Genomic DNA, 21,687 nt, shown 5'->3' on the forward strand with positions numbered 1-21,687 from the left:
TTCTTCAGCTCGGCATTCGACAGGCTGGTCGTCACGCCCTTCTCGCCTGCGGTCAATGTGGTGGCGGGGATCGAGATGAACTTGCCACGATAGATGACGCGAACGGCGGATACGGCGCCGTCGGCAGCCGTCAGCACGCGATCCACCTTGCCGATTTTGGTGCCGTCGGCGGAGTAGATCGCTTCGTTGCGATTCACCGCAGGCGCTTGGGCAAATGCAGGGGCGGTCAGGCCCAGGCCGGCCAGCGCAATGATGATCGTCTTCATATGCTGAAACTCCCTTATCGAAGATGGCGATCTGTTGGCGCAGTACCACTATGGTTTCAAGAGAAAACCGATACAGATCGAAAAGAATCTGTTCTATCTGTCCCACATATGGAATGAAAGCCGCCAGATGCGGGGGAGAGAGAATGAAGGACGCAGGCGGATTTCGGCCGCACGACAGATGGTTCCTGCTGCTGCTGGGCGCGATCTACATGTTCAATTTCATCGATCGCACGATCATCGCCGTGGTCGGCGAATCGATTCGCCACGACCTGCGCCTGAGCGATCTTCAGCTTGGCATGCTGGGTGGGCTGGCCTTCTCCATCTTCTATGCCGTGCTCGGCATCCCGCTGGCGCGGCTGGCCGAACGCTACAGCCGGGTTCGGATCATCGCCGTGGTGACCATGCTCTGGTCGCTGATGACCGCGTTGTCCGGCGCGGCGGGGAGCTATGTCCAGCTGCTGCTCTGCCGCATGGGCGTCGGCATAGGCGAAGCGGGCTTCACGCCAGCGCTCGTTTCCATGATTTCCGACCGGTTCGATGCCGGGCGCCGCGCGGTCGTCTTTTCGCTGATCGCGATAGGCGTACCACTGGGCGGCGCCGTCGCCGCGATCGCGGGCGGCGCAGTGGCGCAGGCGTTCGGCTGGCGTCTTGCGCTCGTGGCGGTTGGTGCGCCCGGCCTGCTGCTGGCGCTGCTACTGGTTGCGACCATTCCCGAACCTGAACGGAAGGATGCCGGGCAGAGTGCGGATCCGCCCCCCTTCGCCATGGTGCTTCGGCGGCTCGCCCGTTCGCCTGCCTTCCTGCACCTGACCTTTGGCAGCGGCTTCGTCGGGCTGGTGGGGTTCGGCACCAATCTGTTCCTAATCCCCTTGCTGGTTCGCCGGTTCGATCTCCCGCTGGCGCATGCGGGCCTCGTGTTCGCGCTGTCGTTCAGTTTGGCGACGATGGTCGGACAGGTCAGTGGCGGCTATCTGATCGGACGGCTTATCCAGCGGGACATACGCTGGGGCGGGTGGGCGCCTGCCATCGCGGTGGGGCTGGCCCTGCCCTTCTATCTGCTGGCGATCCATCAATCGGACTGGCGGTTGCTGGTCGCCTTTCTCTTTGTCGCCACCACCCTGCTTTACGCCTTCACGCCTGCGATCATGACCATCACCCAATCGCTGGTCGAACCGCGCATGCGGGCGTCGGCTGCGGCGCTTCATGCCTTCGGCCAGACCGTCGCCGGGCTGGGGTTGGGATCGGTGGTGTTGGGCTATCTCAGCGATCGCCTCGCTGTCTTTCTCTATAAGGGCAATTATGCCGCCGACTGCCTCGTTTCGGGCAAGGCATCGCTGCCACCCGCCTGTCTCTCGGCATCGGCAAGCGGCCTGCAACTGAGTATGCAATTGTCGGCATCCGTGCTCCTGATCGCGGTTCTCCATTATTGCCTGGCCGCAAAAAATCTGCCGCTGGAAACAAATGCGTCGTGAAAGACGGTAAATCTGTCGAGGTTCGGCCACGCAGCAGTTGACGGGATGACGGCGCATCCCCGGCTATGCCACCCTTGCGGTCTGGATATGACAGGACCGCGAACCAAGCGGCGGAAAGGATCGTGAGGATGGAAGAAAGAGCAGGCGTTATCGGCTTGGGGCAGATCGGCGCGGGCGTCGCCATATGCCTTGCGCGGACGCAGCAGTTGGCTGCGGTTTACGACATTCGCGCGGACGCTGCCGACATGCTGGAAGGCGTGCCGTCCGTCGTCGCCAGTCCAGCGGAACTGGCCGCGCAGTCCGATGTCGTAATCATCGCCGTCGTCAACGCAAAGCAGACGATTGATGTGCTGTCAGGCCCCGACGGCGTGCTGTCGCGCGCGCGACCGGGCATGATCGTGGTGCTGGTCGCGACCGTCTCGATCGAGGATCTGGACGCCATTCGCGCCCTGACCGACGCGGCAGGCGTGGAACTGGTCGATTGCGGCGTGACGGGCGGCCCTAAATCCCGCGAGCATGGCCTCGTTTGCCTCGTCGGCGGTACGGATGAAACAATCGCAAAGGTGCGTCCGGTGCTGGACGGCTTTGCCAAGCTGGTGGCGCATATGGGTGGCCCCGGCGCGGGCATGGCCGCGAAGATCGCCCGCAACGTCATCGTCTTCGGCTGCCTTCGCGCCGGTTATGAAGCGTCCGTCCTGTGTCGCAATGCCGGTGTGGATATCCGCCAGCTCGCAGAAGTGATCGACGCCAGTTCGGACAGCGTCGGCGGACCGTTGATGTTGGCGGTGCGCGACGATCCGTCGTCCAGCGAGCAGGAAGCGGCAGTGCGCGAATATACCCGCAGCCTGATGGTCAAGGATCTGGATGCCGCCATCGATCTGGCGCGCAGCTACGGCATCGCGCTGCCCTTGGTCGAATTGACGCGCCGAACCGATCAGACGGTCGTGGGCTTGGAAAATATAATGGGAGAAAAGGCATGAGCATCGACGAAGCGCAGTGGCAGAAGGGGCTGGAAGTCTTCGACAAGGTCTACGGACCGGGATCGTCGGAAATGACGCTCCCGTATCGGGAATCGTCCTTCAACCAGGAAATCGTCGGTAATCAGTTCGCCAATCTGTGGGCGAGCGACATTTTCTCGATGCGAGAGAAGCGCTTGCTGGTGCTGGGCGCCACGGCCATGCTGGGCCGCGCCGATCTGGTCGAGATCCAGATGAACGGCGCCCTCATCAACGAAGAATTCACTGATGAGGAGCTGGATTTCCTGCCGCTCTTCGTGCTCTTCTATGCCGGGGCGGGCAATACGACCACCGTATTCCGGGGGATCGAAGCCGCCAAGGCACGGCGCAAGGAACGCAACGCCGCGAAGTGATGGGACGTGCAGGATGAAGGGCGGCCTGGTTGAAAGATCAGGCCGCCCTTTTCTTATGCGTCGCCGCTAGCCTTGGCGCGGCGGATCGCGCGCGACGCCAGCAGCAGCAATATGCCCCCGGCGAATGTGAACAGCATGGCGGTGCCGATTCCCCAGGCGACACCGGCCGTTCCCCCGACAAAGTCGCTGACCGCGCCGATCAGATAGGTGCCCGCGCCCACGCCGATCAGGTTCGCGCCCAACTGCACCAGCGATACCGCAAGGCCCCGCAGGCGCGGTCCGGCGATTGTCACGATGACGGCGTAGATCGGACCATTATAGGACGCGCTGAGGAAGCCGCAGGCCATCAGCAGCGCCAGCATTAGATCGACGTCGTGGAACAGGACCGTACCGACCCCGGTCACGGCCGTCAGGAAGGGTATCACCGCGCCGAACAGGGATGTCCTTGCCGGATCGAAGCCACCCCGCCGCCGATTGACGCGGTCGATCACCCAGCCCGCGAGGAATCCGCCCAGCGAACCGAGGCCGCCATAGGCGATGGCGATGAGGATGCCCGCCTTCGCAATGGGCATGCCGTGGACCCGGATCAGGAAAGTGGTGAGCCATGTGCTCATGCCGTAGATGCCCGCCGCGATCAGGACGATGGCGAAAATGCAGTACAGCAGCCCTGGCCGCGCCGCGAGCAGGCGAATGCGTTGCCCCAGCCTCAGCGTTTTTTCCTGCTGCGGGGCTGGCCCGTCATGCGCGCCGCGTACGGGTTCCCTTACCGTCAGCAGCAGCAGCGGCGCCAGCACCAGCCCCGGCACGCCGGCGGCTACAAACGCCCAGCGCCATCCAGCGCTCTGCACGATCGCGCCGCCCACAATGAACGCGATGGCGAGGCCGATCCCCGAACTCAGATACCAGATACCGATGGCGGTGGCGCGTCGGTCTTCGCCGAAATAATCGCTCAGCAGCGACATGCCGGTCGGCGATCCCCCCGCCTCGGCGGTCCCCACGGCGGCGCGGCCGATAAGCAACGTCCAGAATCCTGTCGCCAGGCTGCACAAGGCGGTCGCGCCACTCCACAGCGTCAAGGCGGCCGTCATCAGGTTGCGCCGGTTCCAGCTATCCACGGCCACGCCGAAGGGCAGGGCGGCGAGCGCGAAGAATATGCCATAGGCGAAACCCGCCAATATTCCCAACTGTCCGTCGGAGAGCGCAAATTCATGCCCGACAGGCGCCAGCACCAGCCCGATGATGGCGCGGTCGATTCCATGGCAGGTTTGCGCGAGCGTCAATATGCCCAGCACATACCAGGGATAATGGCTGGCGGCGGAGGGTTTGTCCGATGGCGCTCTCATGGCGTCCGCTGCTGCAAGAGCGGTGCGATGGACATTGAGCGCCTCCTGTTTTTGAGTATCGAACCGGGTGCATGGCGAAACCTCTCGCCCCTGTTCCCATGCCGCGCCTCGATCGGGTACAGGCAGGGATGTGCCCGCGCATGGCGCCTTGACCACCTATCCGAAGATAGAAGTAAAAGCGCATTTGTCCGCCTATTCGGGCATCGACAGAATAGAACGTGGCAGAGGTAGAGATGTTTCGTCCGGAGAGCGATTGGACCGGCCAAGGAAGGCTCGGCGTCCAGAATTTCTACATCGAAGCGGCGGCCACCGTTCGCGACGCACATGTGGACGTGCGGCATTTCGACTGGGTCCAGCCCAGCAGCGGCGTTTTCAGTCCCGAGAAACACTATCTCGACTATTCGCTCGATGGTCAGCCGCGGCGCAGCATGGTCAGCATGGGCCGCCCGGACCGGCGCGCCGCGTCGGGGGACATCCTCTACATGCCGCCGCATCGCCAATATTTCGGCGAGCCTGCGCTCCAGGAGCGCCATCTCGTCTGCGTGGCGCTCGGAGACGAATTTTTGGAGGAGTTGTTCGACGGAGAGCAGCCGCTGAACAAGGTGGAGCCTTGCGCCGACGTCCAGAATATTTCCATGCGCAGGCTCTTTGCGGGACTGGCTGCGGAACTGCGGACGCCCGGATTTGCCAGCCAGACGCTCGTCGAATCGATGCTGATGGGTCTTGCGGTCGAACTCACCCGACACATGGGCCCTTGCGAACGGCGCGGCCTGCACTCGCGCAGCACGCGACAGGTCCAGAACATCATTGACTATGTGATGGAGAATCTCTCCGCGCCGCTCGGCGTCGCCGATATCGCACGCGACTGCAACATGAGCGTGCGGCATGTCGCACGCGTCTTCAAGGAGGGAACGGGCTGCAGCCTGGGTGAATTCGTCGCGCGCAGCCGGATCGCCCTGGCAAAGGAATTGCTACGCAGCGACAACTCCCGCATAAAGGAAATCAGCTGGCGATGTGGCTTCAACAGCACGTCCGCCTTCTCCGCCGCCTTCCGATCAGCGACCGGCCAGACGCCGAAGGATTTCCGTTGCCATCCGACGCAGGTCCACTGACCGCGGCAGCAGGAAACTGTCGGTGAGCGGCCAAATTCTATCGCCGCGCAGTCAATCCGGGCTCGGCCACTATGGCGCAAATCGGCTCCAAGCTAAACATATTCCATACGTCAAATCGACATATGATTAAATCTAGGGGAGAAAGACATGAATAAGGCCGTCACCATGGGCGCGATCGGCATGAGCGCGCTCGTCGTCGCTCTGGCGCAGCCCGCTTTTGCGCAGCAGGCGCAATCGGGTGCAAGCGAAGGCATTCAGGATATTGTCGTCACTGCGCGCCGCACTGAAGAAAGTCTTCAGACGACCCCGATCGCTGTCACGGCGCTCACGCCAGAAGCATTGGCGACGGCCAAGGTGGAAAATGTCGTCGATCTTCAGCGCACCGCGCCGGGCCTGGTCATCGGCCGCGGTTCGGCGGGGGGCGACGGCATCGTCTTCGTGGCCATTCGTGGCCAGGGCAATCTCCAGCCTATTCTCGCCAACGATCCGGCGGTCGCCACCTATATTGACGGGATATATATCCCTCGTCCCTCGACGGGCATGACCGATATTCAGGACGTTCAGCGGCTGGAGGTTCTGCGCGGGCCGCAGGGTACGCTCTTTGGCCGCAATACGACCGGCGGTGCGATCAACATCGTCACCAACGATCCCAATGACCAACTCAGCGGCACGTTCAAGGCGGAGTTTGGCAATTACAGTACGCTGGGTGCGCAGGCCAATATCAATGTGCCGCTTGCAGAAGGGCTTGCGATCCGCCTGAGCGGCGCGATCAACGAGCGCGACGGTTATGGCGACAATCTCGCCACCAACCGCGACTTTTCCGACAACAACAGCAAATTCTTGCGCGGCAAGCTCAAATATGAAGGCAATGGCTGGGATCTGACCCTTTCGGGCGATTGGAACCGCCAGTCCAACCATGGTCAGCAGATCGCGCTCTGGGCCTTCAATCCGGCGATCGTCCCCGCCGCCTTCCAGCCGGGCCTCACGGCCGGTCTGCTGACCAAGGATCATTGGTGGAGCAACACCGCGACCGGGACATCGACCCCGGCCACGATCGGTGCGCTGACCCCGGAAGCGCAGGCTCTCTACGGTGTGAAGCCATTCAATACGCTCGAAGTATATGGGTTTTCCGGTACGCTCAACGTCGAACTGGGTGGCCTGAACTTCAAGTCGATCACGGGCTATCGCCATTCGATGAACTATGGCCAGAATGATACGGACGGTACGGCCGTCCCGTTGCTGGCGACTTTTGCAGGGTCTGGCTCCTATTATGTTTCCCAGGAATTCCAGCTTTCCGGCAATATCACCGATAGCCTCAGCTTCATCACGGGCGCTTATGCCGGCAAGGAAAGCGGCTATGAATTCAGCCGCTCGCAGATTTTTGGCGGACTCATCCGCGATTCCAACGCCGACGTCACCAACAAGACCTTCGGTTTGTTCGCGCAGGCCTATTATGAACTGACCCCGAAGCTGCGTGCGGTCGGCGGCTTCCGTTATACATGGGACACCCGCGACAGCGTGCTGCATAATGCGCAGGTATATGGTTTGCCCTATAACGTCGCCGTGGCGGGTACGCCGACTGGCATCAACTGCACCGTGACGCCAACCAGCCCCGTGACGGCGACCACCTGCAATCAGGAGCAGAATGCCAAGTTCAACTATCCGGCCTGGAACCTGGGCATCGACTGGCAGGCAAGCGACAATATCTTCCTCTATGCTGCGACCCGCGGCGCGGCCAAGGCTGGCGGCTGGAACCTGCGTGCAGGCGGCCTGCCTGCCTTCTCTCCTGAAAAGGTGAAGGATGTGGAGGCCGGTCTGAAGGTCGATCTCTTCGACCGCCGCCTGCGCTTCAACTCGGCGGTCTTCCATACCTGGAAGGATGACAATCAGGCGATCGTCAACAGCTTCGTGACCGGTATCGGTGTTACCCAATATATCCAGAACAACGGCAAGGTCCGCATCTGGGGCATAGAAAATGAAATCACCGCCGTGCCATGGGAAGGCATGACGCTTAGCGTCAACGGCTCGCTGCAGGATGGCAAATATGCGAAGGGCAGCTTCAGCGAAATCCAGGTGGTGGCCGGCAGCGGCTGCACCAACAGCGCCGGGGTCGCCAACGGCTGCGTCGTCGATCTGAGCGGCTTGCCGCTGCTGCAATTGCCCAAGAAGCAGCTTAACGTCAGCGCCACGCAGAAGATTCCTGTCGGCGGCGGCACGCTCGCCGTCACTGGCGCCTATTCCTATGTCGGGGGTCAGTATTTCGATGCGGTCCGGGCGGCGGATCAGGCGTCGGCGGCGACAAAGGCGGCCTACGAGACGGAAAACCGCCTCGGCTTCGTACCTGGCTATGGCATTTTCAACGGGCGTATCGCGTTCCAGCTTGAAAATCCCAATGTCGAAGTGGCGGTCTATGGCCGCAACATCACGAACAAGAAATATCTGCTGCGCCGCTTCCCCGATCTCTATCGGACATTGGGAATAGCAGCCGCCTATGTCGGCCAGCCGGCCACCTATGGCGTTGAAACAACGTTTAAATTCTGATCGGATAAGCGGCTGGCGGGACAATCTGCAATGATGCAGCTTTCTCTCGCCAGCCATCACCGGGGGCGGGCGCATGATGACGAGGTTGGTAGACAGGGTAGGGATCGTCACGGGCGGCGGCGGCGGTATCGGTACCGCGGTCGCCCGACGTCTGGTCGCGGAGGGCGCGCGCGTCGTGATCGCCGACCTGTTCGAGGCTGCCGCCGTTCGCGCGGCGGAACCGCTGGGCGACAAGGCACTGCCGGTACAGTTCGATGCTGCCGATCCGCAATCGGTAAAGGCGATGGTCGATCGCACCGTAGACCATTTCGGCAGGCTGGACATATTGCACAACAACGCGGCAATGACCGATCCGGACAAAAGCCCGCAGGATACCACAGCCGTCGATATCCCGATCGGCATCTGGCGCGAAATTCTCGACGTCAATCTCACCGGCTATCTGCTCGGATGCAAATATGCCATCCCGCATATGGTCGCGGGCGGCGGCGGTTCGATCATCAACACCGCATCCAATTCGGGCAGTGCAGGGGATCTGGCGCGCATCGCCTATGGTTCGTCCAAGGCGGCGATCATCGGACTCACCAAATATGTGGCGACCCAGCATGGGCGGGAGAATATCCGCTGCAATAGTATCGCGCCGGGTGTCGTGTTGACCGAAGCCCTCGAAAAGACCGTGCCGGGGCTGAAGGAAATCATCCATCGGCACATATTGACGCCGGAATTCGGAACGCCGGATGATATCGCGGCGCTGGTCGCGTTCCTGGCTTCGGACGAAGCGCGCTACATCACGGGCGAGAATATCTCGATTTCGGGCGGCGGCCTAGTCCACCAACCCCATTATGCCGACCTGCTGGCCTTCATGCAGGCGAAGGACTGAGCCGTGTCCAGCGCCTGCACGTCGGAGCATGGGAGGTTAGTGAGCGGTCCGATGAAAATAGCGGATCGTCAGCCGGCCATCGGCGACCTTGTAGGTTTCGAGGCTTGGCAGCGTAACGACGCCATCCTTGGTTTGCAGGTGGTTGGCGACATAGGCGGCGCCTTCAGCGCCGTTGACGATCACCTCCAGCGGTTCGGTCGTGCATTTTCCTCCATATTCCGCCCACATCTCCGTCATCGCGGCGTTGCCGTCCACGGCGGGCGAACCGACATATTCGATCGTGAACCCCTCTGGCCCCAACGCCCGGAAAAGACGATCGAGTTCTTCGCGCTTCCCTTCGTTCCACAGCCGGTAATTGTCCCGGATCGCCTGTTCCAGATCCAGCACGTCTGCCTCACTCATGTGCATCGCCTCCTGTCATTGCGGCTCGTCCGCATGCTCACCAGTCTCAGACGGACGGCCACGATCGCACCTGTCTTTGGCAGGGGTGGAATTTATCTCTTTTTGCTTCGGAGACTATGATGACCCAAGTCGCACAACAGCCCCTGCCGGATCACGTGCCGCCCGAACTGGCGATGGCGCTGCCGCTCTTTTCGCGGACGGTGATCTATGACAATCCACAGGAAGTGCTGATCCCCGCGATGCATGCGGAGCTGCCGCCGATCACCTATGTCACCAACATCTTCCCGGGCGATCAACCTGGCTGGCTGCTCAAAAATGCCGAGGATGTACAGGCGATGCTGCGCGATGCCGACAATTTCACCAAGAATGGCATGGGCAAATGGGCGCAGAATATCGGCGAGAACTGGCTGGTCATTCCGACCGAGGCCGACCCGCCAATCCACACCGGCTATCGCAAGGCGCTGAACAGTCATTTCGCACCCCAGAAGATGTTCGCGATGAAGGAACAGGTGCGCGAGCGAGCGCAGGCCTTGATCGATGCCTTCAAGGATCGCGGACAATGCGATTTCATCGATGAGTTTTCGGAAAAATTCCCGATCTTCATCGTCCTCGATCTGCTGGGCCTTCCGCAGGAAAGAATGACGCAATTCCTTAAATGGGAAAAGGAAATGCTCCATTCCAACGACTGGCAAGTGCGCGGTAACGCTGTACGCTGCGTAAAGGACTATCTGCTGGAAGAGATTGAGGCACGCCGCCAGCAGCCGCGCGACGACTATATCAGCAAGGTGCTGACCTTCGAGGTCGATGGCCGTTTGTGGAATGATGACGAGGTGTTCGGCCATTGCTTCAATCTGTACATTGGCGGCCTCGACACGGTTACGTCCCTGCTCGGCAACATCTTCAACTATCTGGCGTCGCATCCGGACAAACAGAACGCGCTGCGCGTTGATCCATCGCTGATCGTCCTGGCAGTCGAAGAATTCCTGCGCGCTTTCGCGCCGGTTACGGCCTTCCGTATCGCAACCAAGGTCATCGAGATTCATGGGCAGAAAATAATGCCCGGCGATTATGTGGCGTTTAGTTCCCCCGTGGTGGGACGCGACCCGGCATTCTATGAAGATCCCCAAGCGATCCGCTTCGATCGCAAGGCGCCGCACATGTCGCTGGGCAGTGGCATCCACAAATGCCTGGGGATGCACCTGGCACGGCTGGAACTGCAGATCGCGGTCGAGGAATTCGTCAAGGCCATACCGGAATTCCGGATCAAGGACGGTTTCCGGGTGCCATATTATGTGGGCAATATCCTGCATGTGCCGGACCTCCACCTGCAATGGGGCTGAATATTCCCAAGGCTCTCACGCTCACCGATATGGGGAGTGAGCGCCTGAAACGGGAATCTGGAGCGGGGTCGATGGCGTCGGCCCCTGCTCTGGTGCGGGCTAGCTGTATAGTATATCCTTCCGGAATGCCCCTGGGCTGAGGCCTGTCGCCTTCCGGAAGGCGGCACTGAAGGCTGCAGCGCTTTGGAAGCCGCAATTGCCCGCGATGACCTTGATGAGAGCGCCATCCTGCATCAATTCCCGTTTGGCCCGCGCAATCCGCGCATCGGCAATGTAGCTGCCGAGCGTCTTTCCGACCGTGTTCTTGAAGATCCGCGCCAGATGCCGTGAGCTGACACCGCATTCTATCGCAAGGTCGACGACCGACAATGGTCCCGCCAGTTCCGCCTCGATCCGTTCCTGAAGACGGCGCAGGCGCCAGTCCGCCATGCGTTGATCGGTTTCAACATCGGATTTGTGTGGAATTTGAAGGTGTCGACAGAGGTCGATGACCAGTGACAACGCAATGGTCTCGACCATGATGGCGGGAGCGAAGCCGGGATGGCGCACCTCGTGTGCAAGCCGGGACATACCGTTCAGTATCCACGGTGCCTTCACATCGAAACAGGGGGGCAATGAGGAAGGTAGCGTGTCATTCTCGAAGAGTTGATCTGCTGCGTGGCTTTCAAACGTCAAACAGAAAATGCGATATTCGCTGGGTTCGCAGCGCGCCGCAAATTGGCTCCCCTTGGGCAGATAGGACACCTCGCCAAAGGGCGGCGCATGACGACGGCCGTCGGGGAACAGGCGTGAGCCGCGCGCGCGTGGGCCAAGCGAATAGTCGAGATAGTGACTGTTCGGCTCGAATATGGCGTCACAACTGCGATCCCAGGCAAAATGTCGGATGTCGGCCCGAATGCCGTTGGCAATGATGCTGTTCTCGACGTGGAAATAGGCGGTTGTGAGCGGTTGGCATGGGAGAATGGTCCCAGTCGGCTGAATCTTGGATCGTTCGCTCGCCATCGCCATTGTCCGCTCCCCCTTTTCAAAGCCTACTGTCGACCCTTTTTATAAGCGATGTATGGGGCCTCATCCAAAACAGGTCGATGCTCAATCATATTGCGCAAACCGGACATCCCATCGCGAAACCGTCATCATGTTCATGGCCCGACGGTCGAAAAATTCCAAAGCATCGCGAAGCGGACATTGGTTTGATCGCAGACAGGACATGGCGCGGAAGCCGGTTTTCCGGGCTCCTTGCCAATGCTAGCCGTCGATGGGGATGGGTAGAGATAGAAAAACGTCCTGCCCGTATGCAATGGCTCTGGGAGGGGATAATATGGCTTCAGAGAAATGGTTTCGGACAAGCGCCTTGGCGAGCTTGTCGGTTTTTGTCACGGCCGCTGCGCCGGCGGTGGCGGCGGATCAGATCGGTTCTGTGGGAATAGAGGACATCGTGGTCACCGCCCGGCGGACCGAGGAAAATATCCAGACGACGCCGGTCGCCGTCACCGCTCTTTCGACTGAAATGATCAAACAGGCGCAGGTCGGCGATGTGGCTGGTCTGCAGCGCACCGCGCCCAGCCTGTCGATCGCGACCGGCGCCCCGGGCGGTTCGGGTTTCGTCTATATCTCCATTCGCGGCATGCCGGCATTGAACCCGGGCGTCGCCAACGACCCTTCGGTCGCGACCTATGTTGACGGGGTTTATATTCCGCGTCCTTCGCAGGGTTCGGCCGATCTCATCGACCTCCAGCGGGTCGAGGTCCTGCGCGGCCCTCAGGGCACGTTGTTCGGTCGCAACACCACCGGCGGCGCGCTCAACATCGTCACGGTCAATCCTACGGGCGATTTCGAAGGACAGTTCCGCATTCAAGGCGGCAACTATGATTATCGCAATATCGACGCGGTGCTCAACGTACCATTGGTGGGCGATGAATTGGCGGCGCGCTTCGTCTATGATTTCGTGGATCACGACGGCTACGCCCGCAATGTGACCTCGAACAGCGAATTGAAGGACCGTAACAGCCATTATGCCCGTGCTAAATTGCGTTGGGCGCCCGCCGGCAGCAACTGGTCCGCGACGCTCAGCGGCGACTACAATATCATCAAGGATCATGGTCAGTTCGTCGGCCTCGCAGCGGTCAATCCGGGCGCCAGCGCGGCAATCGGCGCGATCAACGCCGCAACCCCTCTTGCGGCATATCTGCACAACAAAGCCCATTGGTATAATGCCTATGGCATTCCATTCAGCACCAATCCGCCGGTCGGGTCCAATTATGGGTTTCTGACCGCGGGCAGCCGGAGTGCCTATAACAGGCTGGAAGCTTATGGCGGCAATCTCACGATAGATGGCGAAATCGGTTCTGTTACGGTGAAATCCATCTCTGCCTATCGCTACAGCAACGCAATAGGTCTGAACGAACTCGATGGTACGCCTGCTCAGATTCTGGCGGCCGAAAGTGCCTACAAGTCCGATCAATACTCCCAGGAACTTCAGTTGTCCGGAGAGCTTGGCGATCGGTTCAGTTATATTCTCGGCAGCTATTATTCGACAGAAAGCGGCCGTGAATCGTCGGTGGCGCAGACGTTCGGCTCCTTTACCCCCGCAGCCCCGGCACCCAATTTCGGTTTCAGCCTGAATTACGGCAAAGTGAAGAATATCTCGGTCGGCCTGTTCGGCCAGGGCTATTACCGTCTGACCGATACGATCCGTCTTACAGGAGGCGTCCGTTGGACATGGGATAAGCGAGAGGTTGTTCTGCTGAACAGAACGAATCTGGCCGCTAATAGCTGTGCGCCTGAACTGCTCTCAAATCCGGATTTCATTGCGCCTTGCAGCCTACCGCGTTCGGTCAAATATGATTATCCCGCCTGGACGGCAGGTATCGATGTGGAGATCACCGACGGCCTGTTTGCTTATGTGAAAACGAGCGCCGCATCGAAGGCCGGCGGCTTCAACATGCGTAATGGTTCGGCCGCGACGCCGCCGTTCAAGCCGGAGAAGGTCAGGGACGTTGAACTCGGCGTCAAGTTCAGTACATGGGATAACCGTTTGCGTATCAATGCCGCGGCTTTCCATTCCTGGCAGTCTGAGGTGCAGCGCAATGCTTCCGACTGCATAACTCCACCGGGCGCGCTCGCTTGTACAACCACGCAATTCCTCCGCAACTCGGGTGACGCGCGTGTCTATGGCGGCGAGTTCGAAATAAGCGCTGTTCCTTGGGGAGGAATGCTGGTCTCCGGCAATTTTGCCTTGCTCGACGGCAAATATGCCACCGGTACCTTCGTTGAGCAGCAGCAGTTCGTCCCCGTCGCCGGCGCCAATGTGTCCGATTGCGTCGCTGGCACCGCTGCGGGTTCAGTCCGCTGTTCGGTCGTCCGCAGCGGCGAGGCTCTGCCGCAGATGCCCAAAAAGCAGTTCGGCATCTCGGTGACCCAGAAACTCGCCACTTCGGTCGGGGAACTCTCGATCCACGTGAACTACGCCTATATCGGTCGACAGAATTTCGGTCTGTTCACCGCCGATCCGCGTCGTCCGCAGGCTTATCGTGATGCGGTCGCCATCGCCAACCGGATCAACACTATTTCGGGATACGGGCTCTTTAATGGGCGTATTGCGCTGCAGATCGAAGATCCCAATCTTGAGTTGTCGGTATTCGGCCGCAACATTGGCGGCAAGAAATATGTGACCCGCGCATTCGCCGATCAGTTGCCGACACTGGGCACGGCGATCGACTATATCGGCGATCCCTTCACATGGGGCATCGGCGCCACCTTTCGTTTCGGGCCGAAAAGCTAGGCGTGACCTGTCGGCCTTGGCGCTCCCGCAATGGTTTGGCGGTCAGGCGGACCCCGTCGGGGATTTACGAAAGACGTTCGGAGTGATTAGCTCATTCGCGAACTTGGACGAAGCCTGAGGGATATTTCATGACAAATAGTATCAGGAAAATTGGGTTCATCGGCCTCGGCAGCATGGGCGGCGATCAGGCACGGGAGTTGGCCAAATTGCCGCTCGACCTGACTGTTTACGATGTATTTCCCGATGCGCTGGCGAAATTCGAGGGCCGCGCGAAGCTCGCCGCCTCCATAGCGGAGGTAGGCAAGGACGCCGACGCCGTCGGCATTTGTGTCCGGGACGACACGCAGGTGCTGGAATGTGTTGATCCGCTGCTGCCCGTAATGAAGCGGGGGGCGAGCCTGCTCATCCACAGCACGATCAAGCCCAAAACTGCACAGCAGATAGCCGAACGAGCTGCCACCGTGGGTGTCGATGTCATCGATGCGCCAGTTACGCGCACTGAAATGACCAAGAACGGCCCGTTCGTCTTTTGCATGACTGGTGGCGATGAATCCGTCGCCGCGCGCGTCCAGATTGTACTGGACGCCTTTTCGACGAACACGATGCATATCGGCCCGCTCGGATCGGCGATGGCCCTCAAGATCTGCAACAATCTCGTATCTTGGTGTGGTATCATGCTAGGTGTCGAAGTCGCCAATGTGGCGGAGGCGTCCGGCGTGCCGATGGACAAGCTGCTGACCGTGATGAAGCGCAACGGCAATCTCACCCCGCCCATGGCGGGTTTCATCGATTTTCGCAATAATCCGGGAGACGCCGCCCGTCGCGCCTTTTTCGCCAGCCAGGCCGGCATCGGCGAAAAGGACCTTGCGCTGGCCGAAGAGCTGGCGGCTGTTGCCGATGCCCCGTCGCCAATCACCAGCCATACCAAGACGCTGATCAAGAAAACGCTGCTCGCAATCTGTGAGAGGTAGATTGTCAAAAATTCGCAGAAAATAAGGTTTCGAGGACAAAGCTTTACGGGCGCGATTTTGTATTGATTATCCTACTACCCGCGACCTATCCTTTCTGATCCCAGGGCGAACTTGTAGTTGTGGTTATGCCGTCCAAGATTAAGGGGGTGCCTTCTCGAAGGGAAGAGCGTCAGTCCGATCGACGGCAGTTCATCATTGCCGTGGCTCGCCGATCCTTTCTGCAGGATGGCTATGCCCAGACTACCATGTCAGGAATAGCTGCAACGCTCGGTGGCTCAAAGAGCACCCTGTGGCGTTATTTTCCTTCGAAAGAAGAACTGTTTACCGCCGTCCTTGACCAAGCAACCTCCGAGTATCACAAACGGCTTTGCTTGATACTTGATCCCTCTGAGGATGTCGCCACGGCGGTCGAACGCTTTTGCTTTAATTTCCTGAAAACGGTAACGTCGGCAGATGCCTTATCCTTATACCGATTAGTCGTAGGCGAGGGAGCCCGATTTCCGGAGATTGGTCAAATTTATCATGCTCGAGTACAGTCAGTTACCAACAAGATACTCGCCAATTATTTCGCCAAAGCCATGAGCTGTGGTTCATTACGCGAAGGCAACCCGCTAAGATTAGCCCAGGCATTGAGAGGTCTTTGCATATCAAAAGTCGAGGATTTCTTGCTGTCTGGGGCAACCGAAATCTATCGCGATGAAGTTATTGATTCCGATGTGAATGAGGTACGGGATATTTTCCTCCGTGCCTTTGCTCGTAACTAATCGGCCTTCATCACCATCATGCTCAATTACTTCACCCCCGTATAACGTCCATTTGTTGGCCATGCTGTACTTACTGAATGGAGAAGAGTGAAGCATAATGAAAAAAAGCATTAAAGCCAGTCACGTGGTGATAGGGGTATCCATTGGGGTACCGTCGGCAAGGAGATGAATAATATGTAATAGTTTTAAATGGTTATTTGTTATTTTAAGGAGATGCCGGGCCCACCAGCGCTGACGGAATCGCATCTTCTCCCTCCCGCACCGCATTTCATTGTGCTTGCCCAATTGGTGGGACAGGCCGATGCGCGCGGTGGACATAATACGGCGTTTGGCGGCATCGGGTTGCCAGTGGCCGTAAATGGCGCCGGAATGACGGGGACCATTGCCAAGGCCCAATCCGATCACGGCCGCTCGTTATCGAAAAGCCGCTGCTGGCACCGCGCCGATACTCGCATCGGGTGCGACGATCGGCGAGCGATGCTCATGTGTTTCGGACCACGGAGGCGTGGATCGGAAGGAGCGCTGCCCCCAACGCCGCTCCGGCGCCGCCAATCTGCGAAATCTCGATGTTGAAGCTGCCTTGGACACTGTCTCTGACATGTTCGCCCCAGATGATGCCTCCACGGTTCAGCCGGTCGGCCAATCCCTGCATAACGGCTTGGGGGAGCGGGCTCATCAATCGTATGGCTCCTGGGTCCAACCAGGCGAGCGCCGAGTTGATCGAATGGAGCAGCTGGGCGGCCGCACGGTCCTGCCATTGTTCGATAACGTCTTCATAGCCTGCTATCACATCTCGAAAGTCGGCCAGCGACGTAACGCCGCATCCGGCGGACCGTAGAGTAGCAATCAGGTCCAGCGTAGTGGGTCGGGGTTTCGATCCGGGATAGAACATCCCGATTTCTCCGGCACATCCGCGTTCGCCCCGCATCAGCCGGCCCTCATGAATGATGCCAGCGCCGACGCCATGCCCCAACAGGATCACGATAGCGGTGGTGCAGCGCTGGATGAGGCCCCCCAGATAATATTCCGCCAGCGCGGCCGAAGTCGCGTCATTCTCCATCCAGACCGTCAAATGCAGCGTCTCCTGCAGGATATCGCGCAGGGGCGCGTCTTTCCAGCCGGGCAGTTCGCGCACGACATTCCACCGGTTTCCATCGCGCGACAATGCTGGTCCCGGGATGGAAAAGCCCACGCCATAAAGCCGACTGCCAATCAGTCGATGTTCGACGACGAGAGCCTGCACGCGACGATCGACATCGCTGGCGAACTTATACGGATCGCTCGGTTCCATGCTTTCTGTCGTGAGCGACAAGACGCCGCCCGCATAATCGATCAGTGCGATTTGGAGGACGCCGGAATAAATGGCGATGCCGACGGAGTATCCACCCAGCGGTGAAATCCGAAGCGGTATCGATGGACGCCCGCGCCCCTGCAGAGCCTCCGGGGCCAATTCTTCGATCAAGCCCAGCCCAGCGAGCGACTTGCTGAGTTTCGAGACGGCGCTGTTGCTGATCTGAAGAATGTGGGCCAGCGCCGAGCGGGACTGCGGGCCCCGGGTCCGAAGTTGCCACAGCAGACGCTTTTCATCTTCGAGAAGTGCGAGGGATGGGTGTTTCATACGGCGCCCGTAAGAGCGCGATATGACAAGTCCGATTAATTTTCTCAGAAATAAATAAAGCTGTCATCGACCCTGCCCACTGGCCCCCCATCACTCATCCACCAGGGGGACCAGATCCATGACCAAAGCCCGCTTCGCTTATGGCTGCGCGACTTTCGCGCTTGCAATTCTGTCTTCAGCCGCCGTGGCGCAAACGGATTCCGCCACTCCCGCAGCAGACGCCACCGAAGGCGATAATGCGCAGACCGACATCATCGTCACCGGTTCGGCCCGCGCGCAGCGCCGCTTCGACGTCTCTTATGCCATCAACTCGCTGGGCCAGGAGGACGTACAGAAGATCGCACCCAAGAGCTTTGCCGACCTTCTGGGCACCGTGCCGGGCATCCAGGTCGAAGCGACGGGCGGCGAAGTCCAAAACATCACCCGCGTTCGCGGCATTCCGACCGATCGTGGCTATCTGATCTTCCAGCAGGACGGACTGCCGCTCTATCATGAGATCGACGGGGTGTTCTTCAACTCCGGCGAAGGCATGAACCGCTACGACCTCATGACCGAGCGGGTCGAGATCGTGCGCGGCGGTCCTGCGCCGATTTATGCCAGCAGCGCAGCGGCGATCGCCAACAACATCACTGTTACCGGAGGCAGCGAATCGCGCGGGAAGGCGCAGGTGACGATCGGCGACACGGGCCTCTATCGGCTTGACGTGATGCAGTCCGGTCCGATCGACGACCGGACCTATTATGCGATCGGCGGTTTCCTGCGCCAGCATGACGGCTATCGCGATGGCGGGTTCCCCAGCGACAAGGGTGGGCAGATCCGCGCGAACATCAAGCGCGATCTGGAGAACGGCTCAATCAAGATTTCGGCTGAATATGTGAATGATCACAATATCTTCTACCTGCCTATCCCGATAGCCGATCCACGCAACCCGCAGGTCTCGCTCGACCCCTACATCGATTATCACACCGGCACGCTCAATTCGCCTTCTCTGCGCAACGTCAACATCAAGTATCGCGACGGCGCGGGCGCGCTGCAAAGCATGAACCGCGATCTGGCCGATGGCCGTCACATGCGCTTCTTCAACGCGGCGATTAACTACCAGGGCGACTTCGACGGCTGGCAGGTTGCAGCGAAGCTGGGCGGCACCAAGGGCAAGTCCAGCTTCGACGCCTTCTATTCGACCACCAATCCGGTCGACGGCAACATGTTCGCGGCGGGATATCTGACTGCCGCGCGTACGGCCTTTGGCCCCAATGTCGCGCGGCTTGGCTATGCTCTGGCGGGCACAAACGGCGCAACGGCCTACGACCCTTATTCGGCCTCCGGTCTCGTGATGTCTGGCCAGTATCGCGCGTCGGAATCCAAATTCTATTCGGTGCAGGGCGACCTCAGCCTCACCCACAAATTCGACACCGGTCTTGGCACCCATGATGTCAAGGTGGGCGTGTACAGCTCCTTCTACGGCAATACGCTGCTTCAGGCTTACCAGGACATGCTCATTGAGGTGCGCAGCCGGCCCCGCACGCTCGATCTCGTCGCCTATTCGTCGACGGGCGCCGTGCTGGGATCGGTGACGCAGAACGGCGTCCTGCGGTACACGACGACGCTCAACCAGGGTGAGGGCGACGCACAGATGATCGCCTTCTACGCCAACGACACGTGGGATGTGACGCGCGGGCTGCGGATCGACGCTGGCGTGCGCACCGAACGCTACAGCTACAAGGGGTTCGCCTTGCCCACGACGCAAGTCGATCTAGGTGATTCGACGACGCTGGCCGACAACACGACGCGCGCGTTCAGCGGCGCGGTGCTGGACCAGCGGCTGAAGCCCAAGGCAACCAACTGGACGGTGGGTGCCAATTACGACATCAACGGCAATCTCGGGCTCTATGGCCGTGTCTCGAACCTTGAAGTGCCGCCGCAGCTGAGTGTCGTGACCGGCGTCGGCGCGACCATCGTCAAGACCAAGGCGCGCCAATATGAAGCGGGCCTTAAGGCGAGCTTTGGTCCGCACTATCTCTATGCGACCGGCTTCTACACCAAGTTCGATCCGTTCAACGCATCCTTCGCGGCGTTCAACCCCGTCACTGGACGTAACGATCAGGTGCTGCCCTTCATCGGCGAAGCGTCGGTGAAGGGGGTCGAGGTCGACGGCCGTGTCGCGCCCACCCGCTGGTTCTCGCTCAACGGCTCGGTCACCTGGCAGAACCCGAAATACACCAATCTTCAGAACAATTCGGGCGCCGATCCCAGCTCGGTCAACGGCAATCAGATCATCCGCGAGGCAAAGTTCTTCGGCAATGTGCGTCCCAGCTTCGATTTCGACTTGGGTGAGCAGAAGCTGTCCGTGTTCGGACGGTTCGAATGGGTCGGCCGGCGCTATGTCGATCTCTTCAACCGGACAGCGATGCCCGGTTATCAGACGCTGGGCGCGGGTGCGTCGATCGACTGGGGGGCGTGGCGCTTCCAGGTCGTGGGCGACAACCTCACCAACGCAAAGGGCCTGACCGAAGGCAATACCCGCACCGATCAGTTCGCAGGCCAAGGGACGAGCGAAGCAATCTATGGCCGGCCGCTTTTCGGCCAGAACTTCCGCTTCATCCTGAGCCGCAGCTGGTGATGCGGTTGCGACTGGCTGCAGGGGTGATGGGGGTGGCTGCGCTGGCGCTGGCGGTTGCGCCGACGCCAACCTTGGCGCAAGAGGCTGCGGACAGAGTCATGGCGACGCTGTCCGCTCGCCTCTTCCCAACTCTCGACGCATCGGGCCGCGATTCTGCCGTCCTGAAGCGGATCATTGCCTCTCCGAGCTTAGCGCCAGTCCTGCGCGCGCGCCGCGACCGCCGCGCCGCTTGCGGGCTGGACCTCATCTGCCGGGCGCAGGCGCTGTTGTGGTCCGACATGGAAGCCCAGGCGCTGCGTGCGGCAGCTGCGCGTGAGGCGAGCCTGCCGGCGTCCGACGATGGCGTGGACGCTCAGATCGGGCGGGAGGTCGCTGGCATCAACATGATCCTGCGGACCTATGCTCTTGGTCAGCCGGCAACGACGCCGATCGACGGAGCGGGCACGGTCTCCCCTCGGGATCAGCAATCGCGTTTGCAGGCGGCGGACTGGATTGCGGACACGCCGCGTACCGGGTCATCGCAGCAGCTTGATCCCAGCCTGGATTATGCGTTGGCCATGCTTGATGTCAGCGGTCGAACCGACGCGATCGGTTTCGAGCCGTTGATGGCCAGCGCGAACGCGGCCGTTTCTGCGCGAGCCAAGGGATTGGACTGGAACCGCTACCGTTACACAGCCCTGATCGTCACTGGGGTCGGGCCGGAGATCGAAGGCGAGCCGCTGAGCCCATTCGGCAAATATCACCTGCGCCTTGCCGCCCGCCGGTTCGCTCAGGGAGACATTGCCTTCATCATCCTCTCGGGCGGACGGGCGCACCCTCGCGCAACGCCCTTTACCGAGGCGGTGGAAATGAAGAAGGCGCTGATCGAGCGCTACGGTGTCCCGGCAGACACCATCGTAATCGAGCCCTATGCGCGCCATACGACAACGAACTTGCGCAACGCCAGTCGCCTGCTGATGCAGATGGGGGGGCCGTTAGACAAGGATGCGCTCATCATCTGCAACCCTGTGCAGAGCGCCTATATCGAAAGCGCCAAGTTCATCGATCGAAACGCTGCGGAACTTGGCTATCAGCCTGGTCGCGTGGCGAGCCGCATCTCGCCTACCGAATTGGTGTTCCGCCCTTTCCGCGCATCGGCCCGCGTCGATCCGCGCGATCCGCTCGACCCCTGACTTCATCATAAGGAAATTGGATGCGTCACATCCTGCTTG

At 60.2% G+C, this 21,687-nt stretch carries 18 protein-coding genes; 12 read left to right on the forward strand and 6 right to left on the reverse strand.

Going from position 1 to position 21,687, the window contains the following annotated elements; all coding sequences use genetic code 11:
- Positions 1–266, reverse strand: a 266-nt coding sequence (locus tag V2B31_RS10740) for a PRC-barrel domain-containing protein (RefSeq protein ID WP_328278312.1), incomplete at its 3' end; no start/stop codon positions are given.
- Positions 267–409: 143 nt separating this feature from the next.
- On the opposite strand from V2B31_RS10740, the gene V2B31_RS10745 reads away from it, so the two are divergent.
- The 3 genes from V2B31_RS10745 (at position 410) to V2B31_RS10755 (ending at position 3,107) form a co-directional block, all read left to right on the forward strand.
- Positions 410–1,738, forward strand: coding sequence for a spinster family MFS transporter (locus V2B31_RS10745; RefSeq protein ID WP_328278314.1), 1,329 nt, complete (start codon positions 410–412; stop codon positions 1,736–1,738).
- A 128-nt stretch (positions 1,739–1,866) separates the two neighbouring features.
- The gene (locus tag V2B31_RS10750; protein ID WP_328278316.1) at positions 1,867–2,718 is read left to right on the forward strand and encodes an NAD(P)-dependent oxidoreductase; all 852 of its coding nucleotides are present in this window, start codon (positions 1,867–1,869) and stop codon (positions 2,716–2,718) included.
- Positions 2,715–3,107, forward strand: coding sequence for a carboxymuconolactone decarboxylase family protein (locus V2B31_RS10755; RefSeq protein ID WP_009823703.1), 393 nt, complete (start codon positions 2,715–2,717; stop codon positions 3,105–3,107). Before V2B31_RS10750 ends, V2B31_RS10755 begins: the two co-directional genes overlap by 4 nt.
- Before the next feature lie 53 nt (positions 3,108–3,160).
- Here V2B31_RS10755 and V2B31_RS10760 read toward each other — a convergent pair whose 3' ends face one another.
- Positions 3,161–4,450: an MFS transporter gene (locus V2B31_RS10760; RefSeq protein WP_328278319.1), complete on the reverse strand. Its 1,290-nt coding sequence runs from the start codon at positions 4,448–4,450 to the stop codon at positions 3,161–3,163.
- Between the two features lie 218 nt (positions 4,451–4,668).
- On the opposite strand from V2B31_RS10760, the gene V2B31_RS10765 reads away from it, so the two are divergent.
- The 3 genes from V2B31_RS10765 to V2B31_RS10775 all read left to right on the forward strand — a co-directional run bounded on the left by V2B31_RS10765 (position 4,669) and on the right by V2B31_RS10775 (position 8,980).
- Complete coding sequence (locus V2B31_RS10765) at positions 4,669–5,562, forward strand: AraC family transcriptional regulator (protein WP_328278321.1); 894 nt, start codon at positions 4,669–4,671, stop codon at positions 5,560–5,562.
- Positions 5,563–5,709: 147 nt separating this feature from the next.
- Entirely contained in the window at positions 5,710–8,103 is a 2,394-nt protein-coding gene (locus tag V2B31_RS10770) for a TonB-dependent receptor (protein WP_328278322.1), read from the forward strand.
- A 73-nt stretch (positions 8,104–8,176) separates the two neighbouring features.
- The gene (locus V2B31_RS10775; protein WP_009823699.1) at positions 8,177–8,980 is read left to right on the forward strand and encodes an SDR family NAD(P)-dependent oxidoreductase; all 804 of its coding nucleotides are present in this window, start codon (positions 8,177–8,179) and stop codon (positions 8,978–8,980) included.
- A gap of 36 nt (positions 8,981–9,016) precedes the next feature.
- On the opposite strand, the gene V2B31_RS10780 is transcribed toward V2B31_RS10775, so the two are convergent.
- Positions 9,017–9,382 (reverse strand): nuclear transport factor 2 family protein, encoded by a 366-nt coding sequence (locus V2B31_RS10780; protein ID WP_017180969.1) that lies wholly within the window; start codon positions 9,380–9,382, stop codon positions 9,017–9,019.
- 119 nt (positions 9,383–9,501) lie between these two features.
- Between V2B31_RS10780 and V2B31_RS10785 the strand changes: the two genes are divergently transcribed.
- Complete coding sequence (locus V2B31_RS10785; protein ID WP_328278324.1) at positions 9,502–10,722, forward strand: cytochrome P450; 1,221 nt, start codon at positions 9,502–9,504, stop codon at positions 10,720–10,722.
- Positions 10,723–10,821: 99 nt separating this feature from the next.
- Here the strand turns inward: V2B31_RS10785 and V2B31_RS10790 are convergent, their stop codons facing one another.
- The gene (locus V2B31_RS10790) at positions 10,822–11,730 is read right to left on the reverse strand and encodes an AraC family transcriptional regulator (protein WP_328278326.1); all 909 of its coding nucleotides are present in this window, start codon (positions 11,728–11,730) and stop codon (positions 10,822–10,824) included.
- Between the two features lie 310 nt (positions 11,731–12,040).
- Here V2B31_RS10790 and V2B31_RS10795 point away from each other — a divergent pair, with 310 nt between their 5' ends.
- From V2B31_RS10795 to V2B31_RS10805, 3 genes are all read left to right on the forward strand, one after another.
- Positions 12,041–14,503: a TonB-dependent receptor gene (locus V2B31_RS10795; RefSeq protein ID WP_328278328.1), complete on the forward strand. Its 2,463-nt coding sequence runs from the start codon at positions 12,041–12,043 to the stop codon at positions 14,501–14,503.
- A gap of 128 nt (positions 14,504–14,631) precedes the next feature.
- Positions 14,632–15,474 carry an NAD(P)-dependent oxidoreductase gene (locus tag V2B31_RS10800; protein ID WP_328278330.1) on the forward strand — a complete coding sequence of 281 codons (843 nt, stop codon included), beginning with the start codon at positions 14,632–14,634 and terminating at the stop codon, positions 15,472–15,474.
- A gap of 125 nt (positions 15,475–15,599) precedes the next feature.
- Complete coding sequence (locus V2B31_RS10805; protein WP_328278332.1) at positions 15,600–16,238, forward strand: TetR/AcrR family transcriptional regulator; 639 nt, start codon at positions 15,600–15,602, stop codon at positions 16,236–16,238.
- Between the two features lie 120 nt (positions 16,239–16,358).
- Here V2B31_RS10805 and V2B31_RS10810 read toward each other — a convergent pair whose 3' ends face one another.
- Together V2B31_RS10810 and V2B31_RS10815 are read right to left on the reverse strand one after the other, a co-directional pair.
- The gene (locus tag V2B31_RS10810; protein WP_328278334.1) at positions 16,359–16,643 is read right to left on the reverse strand and encodes a hypothetical protein; all 285 of its coding nucleotides are present in this window, start codon (positions 16,641–16,643) and stop codon (positions 16,359–16,361) included.
- Positions 16,644–16,719: 76 nt separating this feature from the next.
- A complete protein-coding gene (locus V2B31_RS10815; protein WP_328278336.1) occupies positions 16,720–17,856 on the reverse strand; it encodes an ROK family transcriptional regulator in 1,137 nt (378 codons plus the stop codon).
- A gap of 118 nt (positions 17,857–17,974) precedes the next feature.
- On the opposite strand from V2B31_RS10815, the gene V2B31_RS10820 reads away from it, so the two are divergent.
- Both V2B31_RS10820 and V2B31_RS10825 read left to right on the forward strand, forming a co-directional pair.
- Positions 17,975–20,476: a TonB-dependent receptor gene (locus tag V2B31_RS10820; protein WP_328278338.1), complete on the forward strand. Its 2,502-nt coding sequence runs from the start codon at positions 17,975–17,977 to the stop codon at positions 20,474–20,476.
- A 98-nt stretch (positions 20,477–20,574) separates the two neighbouring features.
- On the forward strand, positions 20,575–21,648 hold the full coding sequence (locus tag V2B31_RS10825) for a YdcF family protein (protein WP_328278340.1): 1,074 nt from the start codon (positions 20,575–20,577) through the stop codon (positions 21,646–21,648).
- The last annotated feature ends 39 nt before the right edge of the window (positions 21,649–21,687 follow it).

Origin of the sequence: Sphingobium sp. (genome assembly GCF_036170395.1) — a bacterium.
GTDB lineage: Bacteria > Pseudomonadota > Alphaproteobacteria > Sphingomonadales > Sphingomonadaceae > Sphingobium.

Coding starts and splice junctions, on each gene's coding strand:
- V2B31_RS10745 (WP_328278314.1), top strand. CDS start 410: ATGAAGGACGCAGGCGGATTTCGGCCGCACGACAGATGGTTCCTGCTG.
- V2B31_RS10750 (WP_328278316.1), top strand. CDS start 1,867: ATGGAAGAAAGAGCAGGCGTTATCGGCTTGGGGCAGATCGGCGCGGGC.
- V2B31_RS10755 (WP_009823703.1), top strand. CDS start 2,715: ATGAGCATCGACGAAGCGCAGTGGCAGAAGGGGCTGGAAGTCTTCGAC.
- V2B31_RS10760 (WP_328278319.1), bottom strand. CDS start 4,450: ATGAGAGCGCCATCGGACAAACCCTCCGCCGCCAGCCATTATCCCTGG.
- V2B31_RS10770 (WP_328278322.1), top strand. CDS start 5,710: ATGAATAAGGCCGTCACCATGGGCGCGATCGGCATGAGCGCGCTCGTC.
- V2B31_RS10775 (WP_009823699.1), top strand. CDS start 8,177: ATGATGACGAGGTTGGTAGACAGGGTAGGGATCGTCACGGGCGGCGGC.
- V2B31_RS10780 (WP_017180969.1), bottom strand. CDS start 9,382: ATGAGTGAGGCAGACGTGCTGGATCTGGAACAGGCGATCCGGGACAAT.
- V2B31_RS10785 (WP_328278324.1), top strand. CDS start 9,502: ATGACCCAAGTCGCACAACAGCCCCTGCCGGATCACGTGCCGCCCGAA.
- V2B31_RS10790 (WP_328278326.1), bottom strand. CDS start 11,730: ATGGCGATGGCGAGCGAACGATCCAAGATTCAGCCGACTGGGACCATT.
- V2B31_RS10795 (WP_328278328.1), top strand. CDS start 12,041: ATGGCTTCAGAGAAATGGTTTCGGACAAGCGCCTTGGCGAGCTTGTCG.
- V2B31_RS10800 (WP_328278330.1), top strand. CDS start 14,632: ATGACAAATAGTATCAGGAAAATTGGGTTCATCGGCCTCGGCAGCATG.
- V2B31_RS10805 (WP_328278332.1), top strand. CDS start 15,600: ATGCCGTCCAAGATTAAGGGGGTGCCTTCTCGAAGGGAAGAGCGTCAG.
- V2B31_RS10815 (WP_328278336.1), bottom strand. CDS start 17,856: ATGAAACACCCATCCCTCGCACTTCTCGAAGATGAAAAGCGTCTGCTG.
- V2B31_RS10820 (WP_328278338.1), top strand. CDS start 17,975: ATGACCAAAGCCCGCTTCGCTTATGGCTGCGCGACTTTCGCGCTTGCA.
- V2B31_RS10825 (WP_328278340.1), top strand. CDS start 20,575: ATGGCGACGCTGTCCGCTCGCCTCTTCCCAACTCTCGACGCATCGGGC.